The following is a 21135-nucleotide window of genomic DNA, read 5'->3' as shown; positions in this document are numbered from 1 at the left end:
AGCGAGACGAAGCCGCCGAAGGCCATGATGAGCGCTCCGCCCCAGATGCAGAGGATGAACGGTTTCCACCAGATGCGCACGACGATGCCGCCGTCCTTCGTCGCGTCACCCAGCGAGACATAGAGCTGGCTGAGGCCGAACGTGAGAATACCGGCCTCCGTCGTCGGCATCTGCCGGGCAGTGTAGAGCCGCTTGGCAGACCAGACATCGGCCACCTCGGCGCCACCACGACGGATCGAGAAATGGCCGCGATCCTCGGTGTAGTTCGGGCCGGTTGCCGGCCGCATGCCGTCAAAGAGGATGCTGTAGCCGCCGGCCTCCGTCGACTGGCCCTGCTTCATCTCGACCACATGTTCGGTCTGGAAGGTGGTCACGGCGACGATGCCGAGCACGGTGACGCCAAGACCGGCATGGGCAAGCGCGGCGCCGAAGGCCGAGCGCGGCAGGCCGGTCAGRCGGCGCCAGGCRATATCAGCCTTCACCTTGCCGATGCCGGCGCGATACCAGAGGTCGGCCGCCGCGCCAAGGATCAGGAACAGGCCGGCGGCAAGGCCGATCACTRCCATGACCGGGCCGCCATGTTCGATATAGAAGAAGACRAGGGCTGCGACGAAAGCGAGACCGGCCACGACATAGAGCCGCTGCAGSGCGCCGAGCAGATCGCCGCGTTTCCAGGCRAGCAGCGGGCCGAAGGGCACGATGATCAAAAGCGGCGCCATCAGCAGGCCGAATGTCAGGTTGAAGAAGGGCGGGCCGACGGAGATCTTGTCGCCRGTCAGCGTTTCCAGCACCAGCGGATAGAGCGTRCCCGTCAGCACCGTGCCGCAGGCAACCGTCAGGATCAGGTTGTTGACCACCAACGCGCCCTCACGCGAGATCGGCGCAAACAGACCGCCGGCCGACAGAAGCGGCGCGCGGAAGGCAAAAAGCGATAGCGCCCCGCCGATGAAGATCAGGAGAATGCAGAGGATGAAGACGCCGCGGCTCGGGTCGCTGGCGAAAGCATGGACCGAGGTCAGGACGCCGGAGCGCACCAGGAAAGTGCCCATCAGCGACAGCGAGAAGGTSAGGATGGCAAGCAGCACCGTCCAGATCTTCAGCGCTTCGCGCTTTTCCATGACGAGGGCCGAGTGCAGAAGTGCGGTGCCGGCAAGCCAGGGCATGAAGGAGGCGTTYTCCACYGGATCCCAGAACCACCAGCCGCCCCAGCCGAGTTCGTAATAGGCCCAGTAGGAGCCCATGGCGATGCCGAGCGTCAGGAAGGTCCAGGCAGCGAGCGTCCAGGGCCGCACCCAGCGCGCCCAGGCGGCATCGATGCGGCCGTCGAGAAGGGCGGCAACSGCAAARGAGAAGCAGACGGAGAAGCCGACATARCCGAGATAGAGRAGMGGCGGATGGATGGCGAGGCCGATATCCTGCAGCACCGGGTTCAGATCCTTGCCCTCGGCCGGCGCCGGATCGAGGCGGGTGAAGGGATTGGAGGTCAACAGGATGAAGAGGATGAAGGCGACCGAGATCCAGGCCTGGACCGAGAGCACATTGGCCTTCAGCGTATCGGGCAGATTGCGGCCGAAGATCGCGACCAGCGCGCTGAACAGCGCCAGGATCAGAAGCCAGAGCATCATCGATCCCTCGTGATTGCCCCAGACGCCGGAGTACTTGTAGATCAGCGGCACCAGCGAATGCGAATTCTCCCAGACATTCTGGACGGAGAAGTCGGAAACCACATGGGCATAGGTSAGCACGCCGAAGGAGAAGGCAACGAGGGCGAAGAGCAGGACCGAGCCGAGCGGCGCCACATCCATCATCGCCTGATCGCCGCGCCTTGCACCGATCACAGGTACGACCGACAGGATGATTGCCGTTGCGAGCGCCAGAACCAGCGCATAGTGGCCGATCTCGATGATCATGGCGTTGCCCTTGTCTGTTGYCCCTGGGCTTCCTGGCCCTTTGCCGCCTCGCCTTGCGGTGCGGCCCCCTTGCCCTCTTCCCAGAGGCCCTGSGCCTTCAGCCTGTCGGCGACTTCCTTGGGCATRTAGGTCTCGTCATGCTTGGCAAGCACGGTATCGGCGGTRAAGACATTGCTGCCTGTCTCGAACGTGCCCTCGGTCACCACSCCCTGCCCTTCGCGGAAGAGATCGGGAAGGATGCCCTGGTAGCGGACATTGACGAKCTGMCCGCTCGGATCGGTCACGGCRAAACGCACGACCGAGCCCTCGCCRCGCATGACGCTGCCCTCGCCCACGAGGCCGCCRAGGCGGATGCGGGTGCCCGGYGCGATCGGGTTGCTGGCGAGWTCGCCGGGCATGTARAAATAGGCGACCGACTGGCTGAAGGCGAACATGACGAGCAGCACGGCGGCGGCAATGAAGCCCATGCCGCCGGCAATCACCGCCATGCGTTTCTGCTTGCGCGTCATTCGCTCAATCCCTCCGTCGCGATGCCGAGCTCCTTGCCGAGCGCCAGCAGCTGCCTGCCCTCATCGCCTGATRCMGGGAAGGCYGCAAGCCCACGCTTCAGRGCGCCYGCRGCGCGATCCTTGTCGTTCAATACGGCGTAAGAGCGGACGAGACGCATCCAGCCCTCGAAATTGTTGGGATCAGCTGACAGCTTCGCATCGAGGCTTTCCACCATGCCGCGGATCATCTGCTGCCGGTCGCCGCTACTCATCGTCTCGGCCGCGGCCACATCCTCGGAAGTCGGGCCGCCCGGCGCCGCGGGCTGGGCCTCGGGCGCTGCAGCCTGACCGCCATTCTTGGCGATGTGCTCGTTGACCAGCGGCAGCCAGGGGGCATCGGCAGGCGATTGCTTCGCCAACGTCTCGAAAGCGCTCCGCGCCTCTTCCGGCTGACCCGCCTGCTCCATGCTCAAGGCAATGTAGAAACGTGCACGCGGATTGTTCGGCTCGAGAGAGAGAACCTGTTTGAGTTCATCGAGCACCTCTGTCGTCACCGTGCCATTTGAGGTGGCCATGAGCGTTTCCGACAGCCCTTCAAGACGGCGAACATTGGCTCCGTCCAGGCGAAGCGCGGTTCGATACGCCTTTGCCGCGTCATCCACCCGGCCCATCTTCAGGTAAACCGGAGCGATGATGTCCCATCCCCGCCCGTCCTCGGGGCGCTCGGCGAGATGATTCTCCATCTTCTTCACGAGGATTGCGAGATCCTCGCCCGGCTCCGCGAGCCTCGTCGCCAAAGGACGCGAGGGGATATCAGGAGAACCGAGAGAGACATAAAGAGCGATACTGAGTACGGGCAGGAACACGGCTATCACGTGTTTGAGCCATCTGTCGGAGCGTTGCGGGGTCTGCGCCGGCCGGTCGTTATCGGCCGCCTTGAACAGCCGGCGCGCCGTCTCTGCTTTGGCCAGTTCGTATTGGTCCGGCGAGATACGCCCGAAGGCGATATCCTCGTCGAGTTCCAAAAGCTGGTCGCGATAGACCTTGCCGGCATCCGCTTTGCTGCTCGCTGTCTTCCTCCCCGTTGAAAGCGGATGAAGCAGGATGGCAGTCGCTGCGGTTGTGATCACCGCGAAAAGAACCCAGATCGTCATTGTTGCAGCCATAATGGCTGAACTCATAGCGTCAGCAGCGGACCGGACATTGACGAGGATCAATTATCTCGATGTTCGTCCCGGTCGACCGGTGAAGACATAACCGACGCCGCGGACAGACTGAATGAGATCCGGGCTCTTCGGATCATCCTCGATCTTCTTGCGCAAGCGGACGATCTGGGCGTCTATTGCGCGATCAAAGGCTTCGAGATTGCGGTTTCTCGTCAAATCCATGAGCGTTTCGCGCGAAAGAACCCGGCCGGGATTACGCACGAAAACAAGAAGCATATCGAACTCGCCCGTCGTTAAGGCAACGTCGTCGCCCTGGGGTGAGGTCAGCCGCCTGCGCGACACATCGAGGGACCAGCCTTCGAAGGCGAGCGTTTCGTCTTCTCCCTTGGCAGTACGGGTCGCATCCGAGGAGGTGCGGCGCCGCAGGATTGTCCTCAGACGAGCCAGCAGTTCTCTCAGATGAAAGGGCTTGGCGATGTAATCATCGGCGCCGACTTCAAGGCCGACGACCTTGTCCGTGACATCGTCCTGACCGGTCAGCATGAGTACCGGCACATCGGATGTGCTTCGAAGCTCCCGGAGCAGTTCGAGACCATTCTCGCCGTTCGGGAGCACTAGATCGAGAAAAATTGCCGCGAAAGAGCTCTTGGCAAGTTCGGAACGCATCGCCGCACCGTTTGCGACCGCGTTCACCTTAAATCCGTTGTCTTCGAAGTAACGCATCAGCATCTGCCTGATCCGCGCGTCATCATCGACCACCAGAATCCTGTCCGGTTCCATTGTCCTCGTTGAGCTTGTTTCGACTTGCCAATCAGATAGCGCAGGAATTCGGCCAGCGCCACCGCTCTCAGCGCCGCATGCGATAGTTCCCAAAGAAACCTGGTGATGACCGCCTGGTAGGATTTGTCGCCACAACCTCCAACGCCATGACTTCGGACAGCTGACGCGATTGTCGCTAACAGACCTGACGCAGCAGAACGACGTTTTCAATGCGCACAGTTCGACCCTTCACGTCGACCCCGCATCTTGCGAGAGCGGCAAATGCCCTGGAAAGGGCCTCCGGCCCAAGCCCGAGTTTTCCAGCCAAAATCTGCTTCTTGTACGGAAGATGGAATGTCGCCTGAAGAGCCGCTTCCGGGCACTGCCGCAACAGGAAATTCGCCACACGTTGGATCGCAGTATGCAAACGGTCGCCAGCAATGCCATCGAAAGCTTCAAGAAGGTGGCGGGCCGATATCTTCAGCAGGTTGCGCTGGAGTTGCGGGCATTTGTCGGCCAATGCCCGCAGCGCCGCAGCTTCGAACAGCACGAGATCGCTCAGGGCGCCGGCACATGCGCCGTGCGCATAGTTACCGCCGAGCACAATGACATATTCGGCGATGAAGTCGCCTGGTTCGCAGACGCGGATATCCGCATCACGCCCGCTCGATACGGTTCGTGTCAGCCTGACAACGCCGCTTGCGACATAGACGACGTGGATGCCGGGCTCACCTTCCGAGAGAATCTCTTCGCCCAGCACATAGGTGCGCCGGCGAGCGAGGGCCGCAAGTCGTCTCGCGGTATCCTCGTTCAGCCCATGAAACAGGTCTGACCGCAAAAGCCGTTCGTTGTTAGAAAGCATCGGTCCTTTTCCGGCTGATGCTATCATGTAGCGGTCGGATCGGAATCATCATCGGAAATCACCCGCCAGGAAGCGCCCTCCAGATCGTCATACTGACCGCTCTTCAGGGACCAGAGGAACGCCGCCAATCCGAGGCCGCCCATGAAAAGTGCAATCGGAATCAGATAGATGAGCATATTCATGCGGCTTTCACCTCCTGATCGTGGATCGGCCTCTGCAAGGCCGGCGAAGAAGCGTTTCGTGCCGTAAAAGCGTTGAGACGCAGGGCATTGGTGACGACGATGATCGAAGAGGTTGACATCGCCACGGCAGCAATCAGCGGCGTGGCGAGGCCGGCGATCGCGATCGGTACGGCCAGAACGTTATAGCCGATCGCGAGTGCGAAATTCTGCCGGATGAGCGCGGCCGAGCGTCGGGCGATCCGGATCGCATCGGGCACGGCATCGAGTCTCTCGTTGAAGAAGACGAGGTCGGCCGCCTGGCGTCCTATGTCGGAAGCGCTGGACGGCGCCATCGAAACATGGGCTGCGGCGAGCGCAGGCGCGTCATTGATGCCGTCGCCGACCATCAGGACGCGCCGTCCCGCCGCTCGCAGGGCCTCGCAGGCTTCCACTTTCTGCTTCGGGGTCAATGCGCCAAGGGCGCGATCGACGCCGAGGCTGCGCGCCGTGCTTTCGACGACGGATTGGCGGTCCCCGGAAAAAATCAGCGTCAGGAAACCGGCCGATTCCAGATCGGCGACCGCCTCGGCCGCGCCCGGACGAAGCGTGTCATCGAAGAAGAAGCGGGCCAGCACCACCCCGTTTGCCGAAAGCACGACTTCGGACAGCGGACTGTCTGATGTCGCGATCTCGGCCTCGCCGCAGGCGAAGGATGCGTTTCCGAGCCTGTAGACGATATCGCCGCGCGAGGCTTCGAGACCGCCGCCTGCGACCTCTGTCACGCGATCGAATTGCTCCGCCATGACCGCCTGGCGGGCGAGCGACTGCGAGAGCGGATGCCTGGAATGCAGAGCAAGTCCCGCGGCGATCGCAATGTTCTTAACATTGTCGGCCTCGGTCCGCATGAGCCTCGGTTGCCCGAGCGTCAGCGTGCCCGTCTTGTCGAAGGCGACGGCGTCGACTTCGGCGAGCCGCTCGAGCGCCGAACCGTCCTTGACCATGACGCCCCTGCGAAAGAGCTCTCCGGCTGCGACGACCTGCACGACCGGAACGGCCAGTCCGAGGGCGCATGGGCAGGTAATGATGAGCACGGCAACGCCGACGAGCATCGCCTGCTTCCAGTCCCCGCCGATGATGCCCCAGCCCAGAAATGACACCAGCGCAAGCAGGTGCACGGCGGGCGAATAAAGTGCTGCGGCCCTGTCGGCGATCCGCCGGTAACGCGCCCGTCCGCCTTCCGCAGCCTCCATCAGGCCGATGATCTCGGCAAGCAGCGAGTTGCGTGCCAGCTTCGTTGTGCGCACGATGAGCGAGCCTGTCAGGTTCATGGCCCCGGAATGGACATCCGTTCCCGGTTTTACGGCTACCGGGCTGCTCTCACCCGTCACGATCGACAGGTCGAGATCGCTCTCGCCGCTGGCGACGATACCGTCGACCGGGATGCGGTCGCCGGCCGCCACGGCAAACTCGTCACCGACGGCGATCTCCTCAACCGCCACGTAGCGTCTCGACCCATCGGCCGCCAGCACCAACGCCCCGCGCGGAGCAAGCCGCGCCAGCCCGTTGATCGCTGCGCGCGCCTTCTCGCGCATGACGTGGTCGAGGGTCCGGCCGATCAGAAGGAAGAACAGCAGTGATACGGTCGCATCGAACCAGGCATGCTCGCCATGATGCATCGTCTCCCAGAGCGAAACCGCATAGGAGAGCGTCACGGCGAGTGAGATAGGCACATCCATGTTCGTGCGCCCGCGCTTCAACGCGTTCCAGGCCGATTGAAAGAAGAACCGGCCGGAATAGACGAGCGCAGGCGCTGCGATCATCGCCGAGATCCAATGGAACATGTCACGCGTCGCGGCATCCGCGCCCGACCAGACAGATACGGAGAGAAGCATGATGTTTGTCGCGGCAAAACCCGCGACCCCGACCGCAAGGAGAAGCTGGTTCCGTGTCTTGTCGCTTTCCGGCGCAAGCGGCGTGAAGAGATGGACCCTGTATCCGGTCGCGCTGATCGCGGCAGTGATGCCGGTCGGATCGACCGGTTTGTTGTCCATCTCCTCGGCATAGACGCAGCTCACACGCCTGGAGGTGAGGTTCACCCTGGCCTTGCGCACATAGGGCAGGCCCGACAGAGCCCGCTCGATGGTCGATATGCAGGCGCCGCAATGGACGTCAGGCACGCTGAGATCGAGCTGACGAAGGCCTCCGCCGAGCGCATGGCTTACAAGTCCGATCTCCTCGGCGCTGAAGGCGGTCGTGCTCATCGCCAGGACGCCGTCCGCATTCATGGTGCAGCAGGTCATTGGCCGAACTCCGCAGTGTCGATGCGCACGGCCTCGTGCATGACGATCTCGCCGCTGCGGCGCGAGGTGACCTCGACGATCCAGTCGCCTTCGGCGATTACGTGATCCGCCTCGAACCGCCCTTCCGAAAGTTTGATCAACGCAACGCGAAAATCTTCATGATCGCCGACCGGCCGCTTGAAGTTGGCCACGACGTCGTCGACAACAGCCGGCGAGCCGTCCCTGTTGCTGATGTCATAATGGATTTCGCCGCTCTTCAGCGAAAGCCTGCCCGCGATCCCGGAGGCAGCCATCGCCTTCATGGCGGCGGCCTTCTCATTGAATTCCTGGCTGGCGACATAGGTGTTTTCGACCACGAGCCCGCTCCAGCTCGATGAGGCGTACCAGGCCATCGTAAAGTTGACGGCGATGATTACGCCGAAGAAAGCACAGGTCGTCAGCAACATATGCCTGCCGGTGAATCCTTGCGTGCGGGTGCTCATCTGACATCTCCTGGGGCGTTGAATGCGGCGCGATAGGTCGCGCGGTCGGCGTGACCGGCATCTTCGATCGAAAAGAGGAATTCGTTGATCGCGTCGCCCGTCGGCTTGCGGGTGACGAATACCTTGAGTGTCGTGGCTGCGTCGGGCGCGGCGTCGATCGTGAACCGACGTCCTTCCTCCTTGCCGAGTTCAGGAATCCGCATCGTCGCGCCATCGATGCCCGACAGGGTCAGCTCGATCGTTCGCGGTTTGGGGACCATGTTGAGGACGCGCAGCGTATATCCGTTGCGGATCGATCCGTCGCTTTCCAGCACGTATTGCGGATTGCGGTCATGGACGACATTGAGCTCCAGCCGTTCGCGCATCGACAGGTGCACGAGCATGGCAATGCCAATGCAGGTCCAGACGCCCGCGTAAAAGACGACGCGCGGCCGGAAGATGATACGCCAGTTGAAGTGGCGAATGCCGTCGACAAAGGAACCATCCGGATTTCTGACGCGCGCCGGCTGGACCGGCGTCCTGCCTGCGTCGGTGGCGATGTTCATGTTGCTCGCATATTCGCTGAGCGTCGCATAGGCTATCAGGCCGCGCGGTTTGCCGATCTTGTCCATGACATTGTCGCAAGCATCGATGCAGAGCGCGCAGGTGATGCACTCCATCTGCTGGCCATCGCGGATGTCGATGCCCATCGGACAGACCGCAACGCAGGCATTGCAGTCGACGCAGTCACCGACGGCCTGTCCCTCCGCCTGCGTCTTCTTGGCATGGCGCGAGCGCTGCTCACCCCGCCAGTCGTTATAGGTCACGACCAGCGAGTTCTCATCGAGCATGGCGCCCTGTATGCGCGGCCAGGGGCACATGTAGGTGCAGACCTGTTCGCGCAGGAGCCCGCCAAAGACGTAGGTGGTCGACGTCAGAATGGCGACCGTGGCGTAGGCGACGGCCGGAGCCTGCCCGGTGAAGAGCCCTTTGACGAGCGTCGGCGCGTCGGCGAAATAGAATACCCACGCGCCGCCGGTGAGAACGCCGATGACAAGCCAGGTCGCATGCTTGAGCAGGCGCTTGCGAAGCTTGTCGAACGTCCACGGCCCGGCGTCCAGTTTCATTCTGGCATTGCGGTCGCCTTCGATGGCGCGCTCGACGACAAGAAAGAGGTCGACCCAGACCGTCTGCGGACAGGCATAACCGCACCAGGCGCGGCCGACTGCCGAGGTGACCAGAAACAGGCCGAACCCAGCCATGACCAGCAACCCGGCGACATAGTAGAACTCCTGCGGCCAGATCTCGATGAAGAAGAAAAAGAAGCGGCGCGACGACAGGTCGATCAGGATAGCCTGGTCGGACGCATAAGGTCCGCGATCCCAGCGGATCCAGGGCGCAAGATAGTAGATCGCGAGCGTGATCAGCATCACGATCCACTTGAACCGACGAAAATGTCCTTGAACCCTCTTGGGAAAGACCTTCTTACGAGCCGCATAAAGCGGCTGACGGTTGCGCCGGGCGTTGACCGGCTCCGCATTGACGCGTTCCACTAATTTGGGATCGGGTGCTGTGTAGAGGTTCATGGGCCTGTTCCGATTTGTGACTGCCCTTCTCCTCCGTTTCCAGCTGACCATCCTTGATTCATATCAAGAACGTCGTTTGCACGGCACATACGCTGCGCAGGCAGGATGCGGCCCTGAAGAGCCCGGCAATCGACAGGCATAGGCGGTTGCGTCCGATCGCTCCTTGCGCTTGGTCAAAGAAAAAGGGCCGCGCCCGGGAGAGGGGGCACGGCCTGGAGGACAACGGGGAGAAGCCGCTGGGACGTCCTCGTTTGCAGATTTAGCGGCTGGTCGGGTTGTGATCTTTGAGGCAGATCAAACTTACGATCGAACTGCCGATCTTTGCGGGATCTTCCTGTTCGCAGGACGGTGGTGYGGACCTTGCTCGCATCGACACACGCGAGCGGATCACCGCACGCGGGGTGCCATAGAGTTCAAGGAGCGCATTATGGTCATGGTTCGTCATCGTGCAGGTTCCTTATTGGCCGCCGCCGAGCGAGTGGACGAAGACGGTGAGTTCCTTGACGGTCGTGTCTCCAAGGCGCGCGGACCAGGCCGGCATGACGCCATGTTTTGGAGCTGCGACCTGTCTGATGATGGCGTCCTCACCCCTGCCCTTCAGCCAGATGGCATCGGCAAGATCCGGTGCGCCCATCTCCGCCTTGCCCCTGGCATCCTCGCCGTGACAGGCCGCACAATTGTCCAGGAATACCTGCTTGCCGGGTTCCACAAGCCCTTCGTCGGATGGCTTGTTCGTCAGGCTCCATACATAGGCTGCGACCTGGCGGATCTGATCCTTGTCGATCATGTCTGCGAAAGCAGGCATTTCGGAGACATGCGTGTCCGTGTCGCCGTCGAAGCGAATGCCATGGGCGATCGTCGTCTGGATGGAATCAAGGTCACCACCCCAGAGCCAATCGTCGTCGTTAAGGTTTGGGAAACCCGGTCCACCGCTCGCACCGGAACCGTGGCACGGCGCGCAATTCACCTTGAAGGCGGAAGCGCCGCCGGCGATCGCGAATTCGCGAAGCGCCGGGTCGGCATCGATTTCCTGCACGGTCTTGGCGGCGATCATGTCGTGAAACTTCGTCTGCGAGGCCTTGGCCAGATCAAGTTCTTGCTGCAGTTCGGCGCGGCTCGAAAAGCCGAAATAGCCCTTGGTGGCTGATGTGATCATGGGAATGGCCGGATAGGCGATCGCATAGCCTATTGCCCACAGGATCGTCGCATAGAAGGTCCAAACCCACCACCGTGGCATTGGATTGTTCAATTCACGGATCCCGTCCCATTCATGGCCGGTGGTTTCGACGCCGCTGATTTCATCGATATGTTTTTCCGACATCTCAATCGTCCTTCAAAGGAATATTGGCGGCATCCTTGGCGGCCTGTTTGCCGCCGGGACGGAGCGTGAAAATCACCGCTCCGATAAAGAAGGCCGTCATTGCCAGCAGGCCCCAGCTGTCGGCGAAGTGCCGCATTGCGGTGTAGGTTTCCATGTTTAACCTCATCGGTAGCCGGTGGCGTCGTCATAGGTCGAGAAGTCGACGAGCGTGCCGAGCATCTGCAGGTAGGCCACAAGGGCATCCATCTCGGTGAGCTTCTTGGGATCGCCGTCGAAGTCGCCGACCTTGGCCTTGGGATATCGCGCGAGAAGCGCCGTCGTATCGGCGTTCGGGTCGGCCTGCATCTTCATGTCCGCCTCCGCATTGGCGATCATGTCGTCGCTATAGGGTACGCCGACATCAACATTCGCTTTCAGGTCCATGCCGACGTCCTTGACGGTGATCTCGTGCTCCTTGAGGAAGGCATAGCTCGGCATGATCGATTCCGGCACGACGGCCCTCGGGTTCGACAAGTGCTGGACATGCCACTCGTTGGAATAGCGGCCGCCCACGCGCGCGAGATCCGGGCCCGTGCGTTTCGAGCCCCATTGGAAGGGGTGATCGTACATGGATTCGGCTGCCAACGAGTAATGGCCGTAGCGCTCCACCTCGTCGCGGAACGGCCTGATCATCTGGCTATGGCAAAGATAGCAGCCCTCACGGATATAGATGTTGCGGCCTGCCAGTTCGAGCGGCGTATAGGGACGCATCCCCTCCACCTTCTCGATCGTGTTCTGCAGGTAGAACAGCGGGGCGATTTCGACGATACCGCCGATGCTGACGACGAGCAGCGAGCCGACCAGAAGGAGGGTCGCGTTTTTCTCGAGGATCTGATGTTTGTCCAGGATTGATGCCATGTGTCACCTCACTCGGCAGCCTGTGCCTGCGGCACATAGGCAGTAGGAATTTCGGCTTCGTCGCGCTGATGGCCCCGAATTGTCATGAAGACGTTCCAGGCCATCACGAGACCGCCGGCGAGGTAGAGACCACCGCCAAGCGTGCGCAATACGTAGTATGGGAACATCGCCGCCACGGTCTCGGCGAAGGAGTAGACGAGGAAGCCCTGGGAATTATATTCGCGCCACATCAGGCCCTGCTGGATGCCGGCGACCCACAGGACCGCCGCATAGACGACGATGCCGAGCGTTGCGAGCCAGAAGTGCCAGTTGACCATGCGCAGGCTGTAGAGGCGTTCGCGGCCCCAGAGCTTCGGCGTCATGTAATAGATCGCACCGAAGGTGATCATGCCGACCCAGCCGAGCGCACCCGAATGCACGTGACCGATGGTCCACTCGGTGTAGTGGCTTAGCGAGTTCACCGTTTTGATCGACATCATCGGGCCTTCGAAGGTCGACATGCCGTAAAAGGCGATGGCGACGATCATCATGCGGATAATAGGATCGGTACGGATCTTGTCCCAAGCGCCCGACAGCGTCATCAGACCATTGATCATGCCGCCCCAGGAGGGCATCCAGAGCATGACCGAGAAGACCATGCCCAGAGTCTGCGCCCAGTCCGGGAGCGCGGTGTAGTGCAGGTGATGCGGTCCGGCCCAGATATACATGAAGATCAGCGCCCAGAAGTGGATGATCGACAGCCGGTAGGAATAGACGGGGCGGTTCGCCTGCTTGGGCACGAAATAATACATCATCCCGAGGAAACCGGCCGTCAGGAAGAAACCGACGGCGTTGTGGCCGTACCACCATTGCGTCAGGGCGTCCTGAACCCCCGAAAACAGCGAGTAGCTCTTCGAGCCGAGGAAGGAAACCGGCACGGCAAGATTGTTGACGACGTGCAGCATCGCGATCGTCACGATGAAACCGAGATAAAACCAGTTCGCCACATAGATATGCGGCTCCTTGCGCTTCAGTATGGTGCCGAGGAAGACGGCGAGATAGGCGACCCAGACGATCGTCAGCCACAGGTCGACGTACCATTCAGGCTCGGCATATTCGCGCGCCTGATTGATGCCGAGGACATAGCCTGTCGCCGCCATGACGATGAAGAGCTGATAGCCCCAGAAGACGAACCAGGCGAGGTTGCCGCCAAAGAGGCGCGCATGACAGGTGCGCTGGACGACGTAGAAGGACGTCATGATCAGCGCATTGCCGCCGAAGGCGAAGATCACCGCCGAGGTGTGGACGGGCCGGAGCCTGCCGAAATTCAGATAGGGAGCGAAATTGAGATCGGGTAACGCCAATTGCGCCGCGATGACGACGCCAACGAGGAAACCGACGACGCCCCAGAACACGGTGGCGATCAAGCCATAGCGGATGACCTCGTCGAAATAACCCGTTGGGTCCGCTTTCGGCAGCCGCCCTGCCGGCGAGAAATCCACGTTCCTGACGAGAAGTAGCGTTCCCGCAAAAAGGCAGAAGCTCAATATCCCCATGTGGATTGAAAATAGATGGTCGTGGGCGAAAGCAGCGCCAAGCAATGCCAGGAATGCTCCCACGGCGACCACCATGGTTTCCGTAGTATAGTTCATGATGACGTCCCCAGTGCGCAGACGACCACAGCGCGGTCGCCTTTCTCGTACTTTGAGGAACGACTGTCATGGAGACCCCGTCTGTTCCTTGATCCAGGTCAACGAAGGCGTAGCTTTGCCCGTTGTTACAGACTGTTACAGGGTCTTACCCTTTGGCACCGTCTGCTCATTCCGCTGTGACCGAACGCCTTTCTATTGGCCTCACATTCAATCAGGGCACGGGGATCATTGGGATGTTGATGCAGGGCCAGCAGGCATTCGAGAACGTCGATCTTGGCGTAAAGGCGGTTCAGGGCAATTCGTTGTCGTCGCTTTTCCAGATGTCGGCGACCGAAACGGTCGAGGCGGGAAAGGCGATCTGCTGGGAGGGTGATGCCGCACGGCATCTGTTCCAGATCACCGAAGGCGTCGTTCGGCTTCATCGCATCATCGGCGACGGGCGCCGGGTCATCACCGCCTTTCACTTCGCCGGCGATGTCGTCGGCTCTTTCCTGCAAGGCGATTTCCTGTTTACCGCCGAAGCGGTGACGGATTGCAAGATTCGCCGCCTCTCGCGCAAACAGTTCCAGGAAGAGATCGAGCGTTCCGAGCTTCTGCGGCCGGCCTATATCAGCCTGCTCTGCAGGGAGACCGCGTCGGCCCACGACCAACTCGTGCTCCTGTCCAGGAAAAATGCCGAGGAACGCCTGTGCACCTTTCTCATGAAGCTTGCGACCCGTGATGGCGAAACGCTCCATCAGGGGCTGCTCGAGGTGCCGATGAGCCGGCAGGACATCGCCGATTATCTCGGCCTGACCATCGAAACCGTTTCGCGCTCGATCAGCAAGCTCGCCCAGAGGAAGATCGTCATTCCGGACGGCCGGCACAATCTGCGCATCGTCAATCTGGCCCGCCTCRCCCAGTTGTCGGGCAACGTGGATGATTTTTCGGACAGAACCTGCCATAGGGGTAGCGTCCACTGACTCCGGAACGAATGTCTATGCCTCACCGTCTGATCTCGCCGCGCATCGCATCGCCCCAGGAACTGGACGCGCTCGTACATGTGCTCGACGGGGCCGACATCATCGTGCACCGGCTCGAAGGCACGATCACCCATTGGTCGATCGGCAGCGAGAACATGTATGGCTGGTCTCGTGAAGAGGCCGTGGGCGAATCCGTCTATACTTTGCTCGATGCGCGCTTTCCCGAGCCTATGGACACCATACGCGCGCATCTGACGACGCGGGGCTTCTGGCAAGGCGAGGTCGTTCATCGTCACAAGAACGGTCGCGACATGTACGTGACGACACGCTGCGTTCTCGTCAATCTTCCAGACGGCGATCCCGTCGTCATCGAGGCAAACAGCGATATCAGTGCCCTGCGCAAGGCGGAAGAGGCTGTGCTGGCGCGCGAGGCACACCTGTCATCAATCCTCGACACAGTACCCGATGCGATGGTTGTCATCGACCAGAACGGCAATGTCATGTCGTTCAGCAAAGCGGCTGAGATGCTCTTCGGCTTCAGCTCTGAAGAAATCTGCGGCCAGAACGTCAAAAAGCTGATGCCCGAACCCTATCGCGCAGCCCATGACGGATATATCGACCATTACATGCAGACGGGCGAGAAGCGGATCATCGGTTACGGTCGCGTCGTAACGGGCCAGCGCGCTGACGGCACCCAGTTCCCGATGGAACTTCACGTCGGCGAGGCAACGGCAAATGGCGAACGGATCTTCACCGGCTTCGTTCGCGATCTGACCAGCAGGTTCAAGATCGAGGAGGACCTTCGCCAGGCCCAAAAGATGGAAGCCGTGGGTCAGTTGACCGGCGGGCTGGCGCACGACTTCAACAATCTTCTCACCGTCATCAGCGGCAATCTGGAAATGATCGAGGACAAGCTCCCGTCAGGCCCGCTGCGCGACATGCTGCAGGAAGCGCAGGATGCCGCGGCCGACGGCGCAAAGCTCACCGGACAATTGTTGGCATTCGGAAGGCGGCAACCGTTGAACCCGAAGCAGGCCGATCTCGGCCGGCTCGTCACCGGCTTTTCGGACCTGTTGCGAAGGACGCTCGGTGAAAACATCAAATTGTCGACGGTCCTTTCGGGATCCGATTTCAACGTGCTGGTCGACAGTTCCCAGTTGCAGAACGCGATCCTCAACATCGCTCTGAACGCGCGCGACGCCATGCCGAAAGGCGGCACTCTGACCACCGAGGTCTCGCGTGTGCAGCTCGATGCAGACTACGCGAAAATGTATCCGGAAGTTCGCAGCGGCAATTTCGTCCTCGTCTCCATGAGCGATACCGGGGACGGCATGACCGAAGAGGTCAAGAAGCGTGCGATCGAGCCCTTCTTCACCACCAAGGAAGTCGGATCGGGAACCGGACTGGGCCTCAGCATGGTCTACGGCTTCGTCAAGCAATCGGGCGGCCACCTGCAAATCTACAGCGAGGTCGGTCGCGGCTCGACGATCCGTATCTACCTGCCGGCGCTTTCGAGCGCCGGCGCAAGGGATGAAGCGACGGCTGGCGGCAAGGCCGAAGCGGCACTGCCGGGTGGCGACGAACGCATTCTCGTGGTCGAGGATGATTCACGCGTCCGAAGGGTTGCGGTCGCCCGATTGGCCGGGATGGGATATTCGGTGATCGAGGCGGATAATGGCCGCCGCGCCCTTCAATTGCTCAAGGACCAGCCCGATGTCGCGCTTTTGTTCACCGACATCGTTATGCCCGGAGGCATGACCGGCGACGAGCTGGCAAGGGCTGCCCGTGTGGAACGGCCACACCTCGCCGTACTCTTCACCTCGGGATATTCCGAGCCAGCACTGGCGGCAAACGAGGTCATCACCGGAGCGCAATGGCTTCGAAAGCCGTACACTGCGCGTGACCTTGCCCTGAAGATACGCGAGCTCATCGACGCCCGGTGAGGCGGACGCGCGTAAACTCTCTCAAAAACCCAGCAACCTGCTCGCCCACCGGGACCCCCGACGGCTCCACTCGCGTTGGCCCTGAAGGCAGCCTTCCAGCAGTTGGGAGGATGCCCAACGGTCAGGAGATTGATGCCGTCATCAGCGATGATCTGCGGCCGCTCAAATGTTCTGTTACCTGTCGTCGAAAACACACCGGGGAGAGCCGCCGGTCGCTGAATTGGCACAGCCAATTTGACGGGCATCAAAGAGTGAGCCGCTTGCATGTCCTAAACCCTAGCCGAGGCCAAGGTCGGCCCCGAACGATAGGAGAAATGCAATGCGTCTGAATTTTGGACTGATCGCTGCCACAGCGGTTCTGATGGCATCGGCAGCGCCGCTCATGGCCGCCGACCATCAGATCCAGATGCTCAACAAKGGCGCCGACGGCGCGATGGTCTTCGAGCCGGGATTCGTAAAGATCGCTCCCGGCGACACGGTTACCTTCGTGCCCACCGACAAGAGCCACAATGCCGAGACCTACAAGGGCCTTATTCCGGATGGGGCTGCGGAGTTCAAATCCAAGGCGAGCGAGCAGTACCAGGCCAAATTCGACGTGCCCGGCGCCTATGTCATCAAGTGCACACCGCATGCAGGCATGGGTATGGTGGCGCTGATCCAGGTTGGCGACAACCCCGCCAACCTCGAAGTCATCAAGACTGCCAAGCTTCCGAACATGGTGCGTAAGCGCCTTGACGCCGATCTCGCACAGATCGCGCAGGTCACCCAATAACGCAGGCGATCACAGGTGGCGCGCGATGCGCCCCACCTGCGGACCAGGAGACATGTGATGATCAGACACTTGGCCCTCACCGTGGCGGGCATGTTTTGCATTGCCGGATCGGCGCAGGCCCATATCACTCTCGAGCAGACCGAAGCGGTATCCGGCAAGGCCTACAAGGCCGTGCTGCGCGTGGGCCACGGCTGCGAAGGCAAGGCAACCGTCAGGATCCGGGTAAAAATCCCCGAAGGATTGCTGTCTGCCAAACCGATGCCGAAGGCGGGCTGGACGGTGGCAAAAATCCGCGGAACCTACGAAAAGAGCTATGATCTCTACGGCAAGCCGGTCAAGGAAGGCCTGACCGAGATCGTATGGCAGGGCGGCCAGCTTGCCGACGACGAATATGATGAATTCGCGTTCCGCGCCACCGTGGCGAAGGAACTGCCGGCAGCGACACGGATTTACGTCCCTGTCGTCCAGGAATGCACCGAAGGCGCGGTCGAGCGCTGGATTGACATTCCCGCTGCAGGCAAGACGTCGGATGATTATGAGACGCCGGCGCCGTTTTTCGACGTCGTCGTTCAGCCGCGTTCCTGAGATGGGTCGCCCATGGCGTGGAATTTTCCCCTATGGGCCACCCTTTGCATGCTCGCGCGTGTCGCGGGGCTGTTTCTTCTGCTGGCAGCCGGGGCAGACGCCCATGCTGTCCTGATCGCATCATCGCCCGCGAATAATGATATTCTTGCCGCCGCGCCGGAAAAAATCCTGTTGCGCTTCAACGAAGCCGTCAGGGTCGTTCGCTTCAGCGTGGCCGCAGGCGATGGCGTTGCCAGAGAGATTTCAGCGAGCTCTACGGGCGCCGAAGTCGAAGCGCCCCTTCTCCGCCCGCTTGCAGAAGGCACAGTGATCTTCAGCTACAGGGTGGTCTCTGAGGACGGCCATCCGGTCGGCGGATCCGTCGTCTTTCATGTCGGCAAACCCTCGGCCCCCGCCAGCAGTGTTTCCGATAGACCGTCGAAGGCGTTGCATGGCGCCCTCTGGCTCGTCACCATCGGTTCGACACTCGGTCTCGCCATCATTGTCGGCGGCTCGTTTTTCAATTGCTGGCTTTCTCCGGCAGGCAGGCGCGCGGAATCTCCCGCCCTCGCTGCGGTAGCAATCGTGTTTATCCTGGCGGGGCTTTATCTTCAGGGACTGGACGACATTGGCCTGGGCCCTGGCTGGGCCGGATTAGAGCCGTTTGCCCAGGCTTTTTCCGACAGAACGGGGATCGCCCAATGCCTCAAGCTGGTGGCAATTGTGCTTGCTCTTTTGCCGTTTGTCCGTCGTCCGCAGTCCGCACGCATAGTCTCGGCTACCGCACTTGCCGTTGCCTCACTCGCCTTCGCGCTGACCGGCCACAGTTCGATTGCGCAACCGCGCTTCATCGCACTGGCGTCAATCCTCCTGCATGCCGCTATCTTGATTTTCTGGATCGGAAGCCTGCTGCCACTGCTGCGTCTCAGCCGATCTGCTGACGATCAGCATTCGCTGCGCTTCTTCTCTCGCCTGATACCGGTCCCCTTCGTCCTTATGTTGCTGGCGGGACTTGTGCTTGCCGTGATGGAAATACCCCGCATCGACATCGCATGGTCGTCGCTGTTTGCGCGCGTGCTGGCCGTCAAGATAGCCCTCGTTGCGGTCCTCTGCGGGGTCGCCCTCTACAATCGTTTCTGGCTGACTGCTCCGGCGCTGGCGGGAGAGGCTGTCGCCCGGCGCAGACTGCGCTTGAGCATTGGCGGCGAGATCGGGCTTGCGCTTTTGATCGTCGCTGCCGCCTCGCTATGGCGTTTCGCCGGTCCTGAACAATATCAATACGCGTATGCCAAACCGCCCGTGCCACTCCATCTCCATGGGCAGAAGGCAATGGCGGAACTCGAAATGTCGCCGCAGCCTGACGGTATGGTCGATGTCCGCGTTTCGATCCTGACACCGGAATTCGATCCGATGCAGCCACGAAGCGTATCTCTGGGCCTAAGGAACAGCTTGCGAGGGATCGAGCCTCTCAAATACGGACTGACAAATGCTGCCGATGGCACATGGGCCGTGAGAAACCTGCCGCTTTCAGATACTGCGGGCTGGAGCGTGGACCTTCAGGTCCTGATCGACGACTTCAACCTCGTCCATCTCGAAGGCGACCTTCCGGCAGGAGCCGAATAGACCACAGGTATGCCTCAATCACGCCACGTCGAGCTCGACCCTGGATGCCGCGTCTATCCGTCTGATGATTTGACGCTGGGCAGCGATATGCCGACGCAAGCCAGAGAAGAACGATCTGAGCAGGTAGTTGACAGCGTCGAAAGACAGCGAGCAGCGGCGACCTTGTAACGCCTGCAGCACCTCCACAACATCCTCCCCCGACTCCAGATTGACCCGTCGACCAGCCTCGAGGTGGTTCTCCGTCTCGGATCGCTCGCTGCCGCTCATGATCGCTCCCAGCCAGTCGGAACCGATCTGTTCCTCCAGTCGATGACTGGTCAGAAGCAGAGGAAGGAGCCCGTCGGCGACCGCGCCGCAGAGCCGCTCATTGACGCGACATGGCAGGAAATCAGCGATCGCCTCAAGAAGATCGCACCAGGACAGGAGCTCGCCGTAACGCGCTTCAAGCTCGTGAAATGCCGATGTCGGGCGGTTCATCGCTTACCTCTGGAGAAAAAGGCTTGCGGCGATAGCGATCGCGGCAATGACCGCAGTCACGACACCTGTCCGTTGCAGCACGCCCATCCGGTAAAGCATGATCGCGAAGATCACGATGACAGGTGTTGCTATCGAAAGTCCGATTTGCGCGTCGCTCATAAGGTCTCCTTTGCGACCGCAACATAGCTAGCCGCAACGATCGCTTCTTTGAGATCGGTCAAAGAAAGTTCTCGCCTGGCGAGCGGCCTGTCCGCGGGGGACGCGTAGCTGTTTGCGGTTTCACAAAGACGAGCACTCAGCCTCGTCATAGGCTTGGGAACATGACCTCGATGATCTCAAGCCGCGAGACACGCGATACTGATAATGGCGATCTGCTGGTATGGATCCTTGCCTGGAGCGAGCTGGTCGCCTTCGGGGCGCTGCTCACGGCCTTCGTCGTCGCCTCCGTGCTGCATCCGGAAACATTTGCAGCCGGCAAAGCAAGGCTTGATCATGCCTTGCCGATCGCCAACACGATCGTGCTTCTGGCAAGCGGCTGGCTTGCCGCCAAGGCAGCCGAACAGGGCGCAATCTCCCGCCGGCGTTTGATGCTGCTTGCGGCGGCACTGGGCGGGGTCGTTTTCGGCGGGCTCAAAGGCCTGGAATATGCATTCGAAGGCGCGTCCCTTCTGTCCGGCGATCCCTTCTCGCAGCTCTATCTTCTCATCACCGGGTTTCACCTGACGCATGTGGCGTTCGGATCGATGATCCTCGTCCTCGTGGCAATTTTTCCGACGCGGGAAAATGTCCACCTGATCACCACGCTCTGGCATGTGATCGACATCGTCTGGCTCGTCATGTTTCCGGTGATCTATCTCCTATGAAGCACTCCGGTCGTCCGAACTGCTCGCGCGCTTTGCTGCTGCTCTTTGCTCTGACAGGCTCGACGTTCATCCTGACACACGCTCTGCCGGATAGCGTACCTCCGGTTCTGGTCGCTGTGACGATCGCTGTCATTGCCGTCACCAAGGTCCGGCTCGTTGTGCTGGATTTTCTCGGACTTCGTGGAACTCAGACGTCCTTGATCGCGGCCTTGTGGTCCTGGGCGGCATTCGTGCTGTTGATCGCGGTCACGCGCGCCGCCTTGCAACTGTCCGTCTGACATTTCGCTCTGCTCTTCAAAAAAGCTCCCCGCGTGAGTGCCGACTGTCCGCGGCGTGCAGCTTCTCCAGCATGCCGCACATTCGTCGGCTTGCTTGCGAATGAGCAAAGA

The 21135-nt window shown here is 60.9% G+C and carries 23 protein-coding genes; 7 read left to right on the top strand and 16 right to left on the bottom strand.

Annotated features, from left to right (window positions below):
* The 14 genes from AC1DF8_RS18780 to ccoN form a co-directional block, all read right to left on the bottom strand.
* A partial coding sequence (locus AC1DF8_RS18780) for a heme lyase CcmF/NrfE family subunit (protein WP_478154425.1) occupies positions 1-1910 on the bottom strand: 1910 nt, incomplete at its 3' end.
* A complete protein-coding gene (gene ccmE / locus AC1DF8_RS18775) occupies positions 1907-2419 on the bottom strand; it encodes a cytochrome c maturation protein CcmE (protein WP_478154424.1) in 513 nt (170 codons plus the stop codon). The genes ccmE and AC1DF8_RS18780, both read right to left, overlap by 4 nt.
* A complete protein-coding gene (ccmI, locus tag AC1DF8_RS18770) occupies positions 2416-3552 on the bottom strand; it encodes a c-type cytochrome biogenesis protein CcmI (RefSeq protein ID WP_478154423.1) in 1137 nt (378 codons plus the stop codon). The genes ccmE and ccmI overlap by 4 nt, the downstream gene beginning before the upstream one ends.
* 63 nt (positions 3553-3615) lie before the next feature.
* The gene (locus tag AC1DF8_RS18765) at positions 3616-4344 is read right to left on the bottom strand and encodes a response regulator (protein WP_113209122.1); all 729 of its coding nucleotides are present in this window, start codon (positions 4342-4344) and stop codon (positions 3616-3618) included.
* A gap of 175 nt (positions 4345-4519) precedes the next feature.
* On the bottom strand, positions 4520-5185 hold the full coding sequence (locus AC1DF8_RS18760; protein ID WP_478154422.1) for a Crp/Fnr family transcriptional regulator: 666 nt from the start codon (positions 5183-5185) through the stop codon (positions 4520-4522).
* Positions 5186-5208: 23 nt separating this feature from the next.
* Positions 5209-5367, bottom strand: a complete 159-nt coding sequence (ccoS, locus tag AC1DF8_RS18755) for a cbb3-type cytochrome oxidase assembly protein CcoS (protein WP_112546969.1) — start codon at positions 5365-5367, stop codon at positions 5209-5211.
* A complete protein-coding gene (locus AC1DF8_RS18750; protein WP_478154421.1) occupies positions 5364-7646 on the bottom strand; it encodes a cation-translocating P-type ATPase in 2283 nt (760 codons plus the stop codon). The genes ccoS and AC1DF8_RS18750 overlap by 4 nt, the downstream gene beginning before the upstream one ends.
* The gene (locus tag AC1DF8_RS18745; protein ID WP_113209120.1) at positions 7643-8128 is read right to left on the bottom strand and encodes a FixH family protein; all 486 of its coding nucleotides are present in this window, start codon (positions 8126-8128) and stop codon (positions 7643-7645) included. Before AC1DF8_RS18745 ends, AC1DF8_RS18750 begins: the two co-directional genes overlap by 4 nt.
* The gene (gene ccoG, locus AC1DF8_RS18740; protein ID WP_112971431.1) at positions 8125-9693 is read right to left on the bottom strand and encodes a cytochrome c oxidase accessory protein CcoG; all 1569 of its coding nucleotides are present in this window, start codon (positions 9691-9693) and stop codon (positions 8125-8127) included. Before ccoG ends, AC1DF8_RS18745 begins: the two co-directional genes overlap by 4 nt.
* Positions 9694-9952: 259 nt before the next feature.
* Positions 9953-10138 (bottom strand): hypothetical protein, encoded by a 186-nt coding sequence (locus tag AC1DF8_RS18735; protein ID WP_478154420.1) that lies wholly within the window; start codon positions 10136-10138, stop codon positions 9953-9955.
* A 12-nt stretch (positions 10139-10150) separates the two neighbouring features.
* Entirely contained in the window at positions 10151-11014 is an 864-nt protein-coding gene (gene ccoP / locus AC1DF8_RS18730; protein ID WP_113147691.1) for a cytochrome-c oxidase, cbb3-type subunit III, read from the bottom strand.
* A 1-nt stretch (position 11015) separates the two neighbouring features.
* Entirely contained in the window at positions 11016-11168 is a 153-nt protein-coding gene (locus AC1DF8_RS18725) for a cbb3-type cytochrome c oxidase subunit 3 (protein WP_112546975.1), read from the bottom strand.
* 8 nt (positions 11169-11176) lie between these two features.
* The gene (gene ccoO, locus AC1DF8_RS18720) at positions 11177-11911 is read right to left on the bottom strand and encodes a cytochrome-c oxidase, cbb3-type subunit II (RefSeq protein ID WP_112546976.1); all 735 of its coding nucleotides are present in this window, start codon (positions 11909-11911) and stop codon (positions 11177-11179) included.
* 8 nt (positions 11912-11919) lie between these two features.
* Positions 11920-13542, bottom strand: coding sequence for a cytochrome-c oxidase, cbb3-type subunit I (gene ccoN / locus AC1DF8_RS18715; RefSeq protein WP_478154419.1), 1623 nt, complete (start codon positions 13540-13542; stop codon positions 11920-11922).
* Positions 13543-13775: 233 nt separating this feature from the next.
* Between ccoN and AC1DF8_RS18710 the strand changes: the two genes are divergently transcribed.
* The 5 genes from AC1DF8_RS18710 to AC1DF8_RS18690 all read left to right on the top strand — a co-directional run bounded on the left by AC1DF8_RS18710 (position 13776) and on the right by AC1DF8_RS18690 (position 19406).
* Positions 13776-14504 carry a Crp/Fnr family transcriptional regulator gene (locus tag AC1DF8_RS18710; protein WP_478154418.1) on the top strand — a complete coding sequence of 243 codons (729 nt, stop codon included), beginning with the start codon at positions 13776-13778 and terminating at the stop codon, positions 14502-14504.
* Positions 14505-14521: 17 nt separating this feature from the next.
* Positions 14522-16447 carry a hybrid sensor histidine kinase/response regulator gene (locus AC1DF8_RS18705; protein WP_112546979.1) on the top strand — a complete coding sequence of 642 codons (1926 nt, stop codon included), beginning with the start codon at positions 14522-14524 and terminating at the stop codon, positions 16445-16447.
* Between the two features lie 319 nt (positions 16448-16766).
* On the top strand, positions 16767-17219 hold the full coding sequence (locus AC1DF8_RS18700; protein WP_478154417.1) for a pseudoazurin: 453 nt from the start codon (positions 16767-16769) through the stop codon (positions 17217-17219).
* A gap of 57 nt (positions 17220-17276) precedes the next feature.
* Positions 17277-17804: a YcnI family copper-binding membrane protein gene (locus AC1DF8_RS18695; protein WP_478154416.1), complete on the top strand. Its 528-nt coding sequence runs from the start codon at positions 17277-17279 to the stop codon at positions 17802-17804.
* Positions 17805-17852: 48 nt separating this feature from the next.
* Complete coding sequence (locus tag AC1DF8_RS18690) at positions 17853-19406, top strand: copper resistance CopC/CopD family protein (RefSeq protein WP_478154415.1); 1554 nt, start codon at positions 17853-17855, stop codon at positions 19404-19406.
* Positions 19407-19424: 18 nt separating this feature from the next.
* On the opposite strand, the gene AC1DF8_RS18685 is transcribed toward AC1DF8_RS18690, so the two are convergent.
* Together AC1DF8_RS18685 and AC1DF8_RS18680 are read right to left on the bottom strand one after the other, a co-directional pair.
* Positions 19425-19883, bottom strand: coding sequence for a hypothetical protein (locus AC1DF8_RS18685; RefSeq protein ID WP_113212903.1), 459 nt, complete (start codon positions 19881-19883; stop codon positions 19425-19427).
* 3 nt (positions 19884-19886) lie between these two features.
* The gene (locus AC1DF8_RS18680; RefSeq protein ID WP_007823775.1) at positions 19887-20042 is read right to left on the bottom strand and encodes a hypothetical protein; all 156 of its coding nucleotides are present in this window, start codon (positions 20040-20042) and stop codon (positions 19887-19889) included.
* 161 nt (positions 20043-20203) lie between these two features.
* Here AC1DF8_RS18680 and AC1DF8_RS18675 point away from each other — a divergent pair, with 161 nt between their 5' ends.
* Both AC1DF8_RS18675 and AC1DF8_RS18670 read left to right on the top strand, forming a co-directional pair.
* Positions 20204-20746: a cytochrome c oxidase subunit 3 gene (locus AC1DF8_RS18675; protein ID WP_478154414.1), complete on the top strand. Its 543-nt coding sequence runs from the start codon at positions 20204-20206 to the stop codon at positions 20744-20746.
* Entirely contained in the window at positions 20743-21024 is a 282-nt protein-coding gene (locus tag AC1DF8_RS18670) for a cytochrome C oxidase subunit IV family protein (protein WP_478154413.1), read from the top strand. Before AC1DF8_RS18675 ends, AC1DF8_RS18670 begins: the two co-directional genes overlap by 4 nt.
* Positions 21025-21135 lie beyond the last annotated feature (111 nt).

It is taken from the genome of Rhizobium sp. 05N49 (assembly GCF_056396805.1).
The sequence above is the reverse complement of the archived record's forward strand: the minus strand, read 5'-3'. Positions and strand labels throughout refer to the sequence as shown.

Excerpts from the sequence above, each read along its gene's own strand:
- AC1DF8_RS18750 (WP_478154421.1), bottom strand. The coding sequence starts at position 7,646 with ATGACCTGCTGCACCATGAATGCGGACGGCGTCCTGGCGATGAGCACG.
- AC1DF8_RS18685 (WP_113212903.1), bottom strand. The coding sequence starts at position 19,883 with ATGAACCGCCCGACATCGGCATTTCACGAGCTTGAAGCGCGTTACGGC.
- ccoO (WP_112546976.1), bottom strand. The coding sequence starts at position 11,911 with ATGGCATCAATCCTGGACAAACATCAGATCCTCGAGAAAAACGCGACC.
- ccoP (WP_113147691.1), bottom strand. The coding sequence starts at position 11,014 with ATGTCGGAAAAACATATCGATGAAATCAGCGGCGTCGAAACCACCGGC.
- AC1DF8_RS18745 (WP_113209120.1), bottom strand. The coding sequence starts at position 8,128 with ATGAGCACCCGCACGCAAGGATTCACCGGCAGGCATATGTTGCTGACG.
- ccoS (WP_112546969.1), bottom strand. The coding sequence starts at position 5,367 with ATGAATATGCTCATCTATCTGATTCCGATTGCACTTTTCATGGGCGGC.
- AC1DF8_RS18690 (WP_478154415.1), top strand. The coding sequence starts at position 17,853 with ATGCTCGCGCGTGTCGCGGGGCTGTTTCTTCTGCTGGCAGCCGGGGCA.
- AC1DF8_RS18725 (WP_112546975.1), bottom strand. The coding sequence starts at position 11,168 with ATGGAAACCTACACCGCAATGCGGCACTTCGCCGACAGCTGGGGCCTG.
- AC1DF8_RS18765 (WP_113209122.1), bottom strand. The coding sequence starts at position 4,344 with ATGGAACCGGACAGGATTCTGGTGGTCGATGATGACGCGCGGATCAGG.
- AC1DF8_RS18760 (WP_478154422.1), bottom strand. The coding sequence starts at position 5,185 with ATGCTTTCTAACAACGAACGGCTTTTGCGGTCAGACCTGTTTCATGGG.
- AC1DF8_RS18695 (WP_478154416.1), top strand. The coding sequence starts at position 17,277 with ATGATCAGACACTTGGCCCTCACCGTGGCGGGCATGTTTTGCATTGCC.
- AC1DF8_RS18680 (WP_007823775.1), bottom strand. The coding sequence starts at position 20,042 with ATGAGCGACGCGCAAATCGGACTTTCGATAGCAACACCTGTCATCGTG.
- ccoN (WP_478154419.1), bottom strand. The coding sequence starts at position 13,542 with ATGAACTATACTACGGAAACCATGGTGGTCGCCGTGGGAGCATTCCTG.
- AC1DF8_RS18705 (WP_112546979.1), top strand. The coding sequence starts at position 14,522 with ATGCCTCACCGTCTGATCTCGCCGCGCATCGCATCGCCCCAGGAACTG.
- AC1DF8_RS18670 (WP_478154413.1), top strand. The coding sequence starts at position 20,743 with ATGAAGCACTCCGGTCGTCCGAACTGCTCGCGCGCTTTGCTGCTGCTC.
- AC1DF8_RS18675 (WP_478154414.1), top strand. The coding sequence starts at position 20,204 with ATGACCTCGATGATCTCAAGCCGCGAGACACGCGATACTGATAATGGC.
- ccoG (WP_112971431.1), bottom strand. The coding sequence starts at position 9,693 with ATGAACCTCTACACAGCACCCGATCCCAAATTAGTGGAACGCGTCAAT.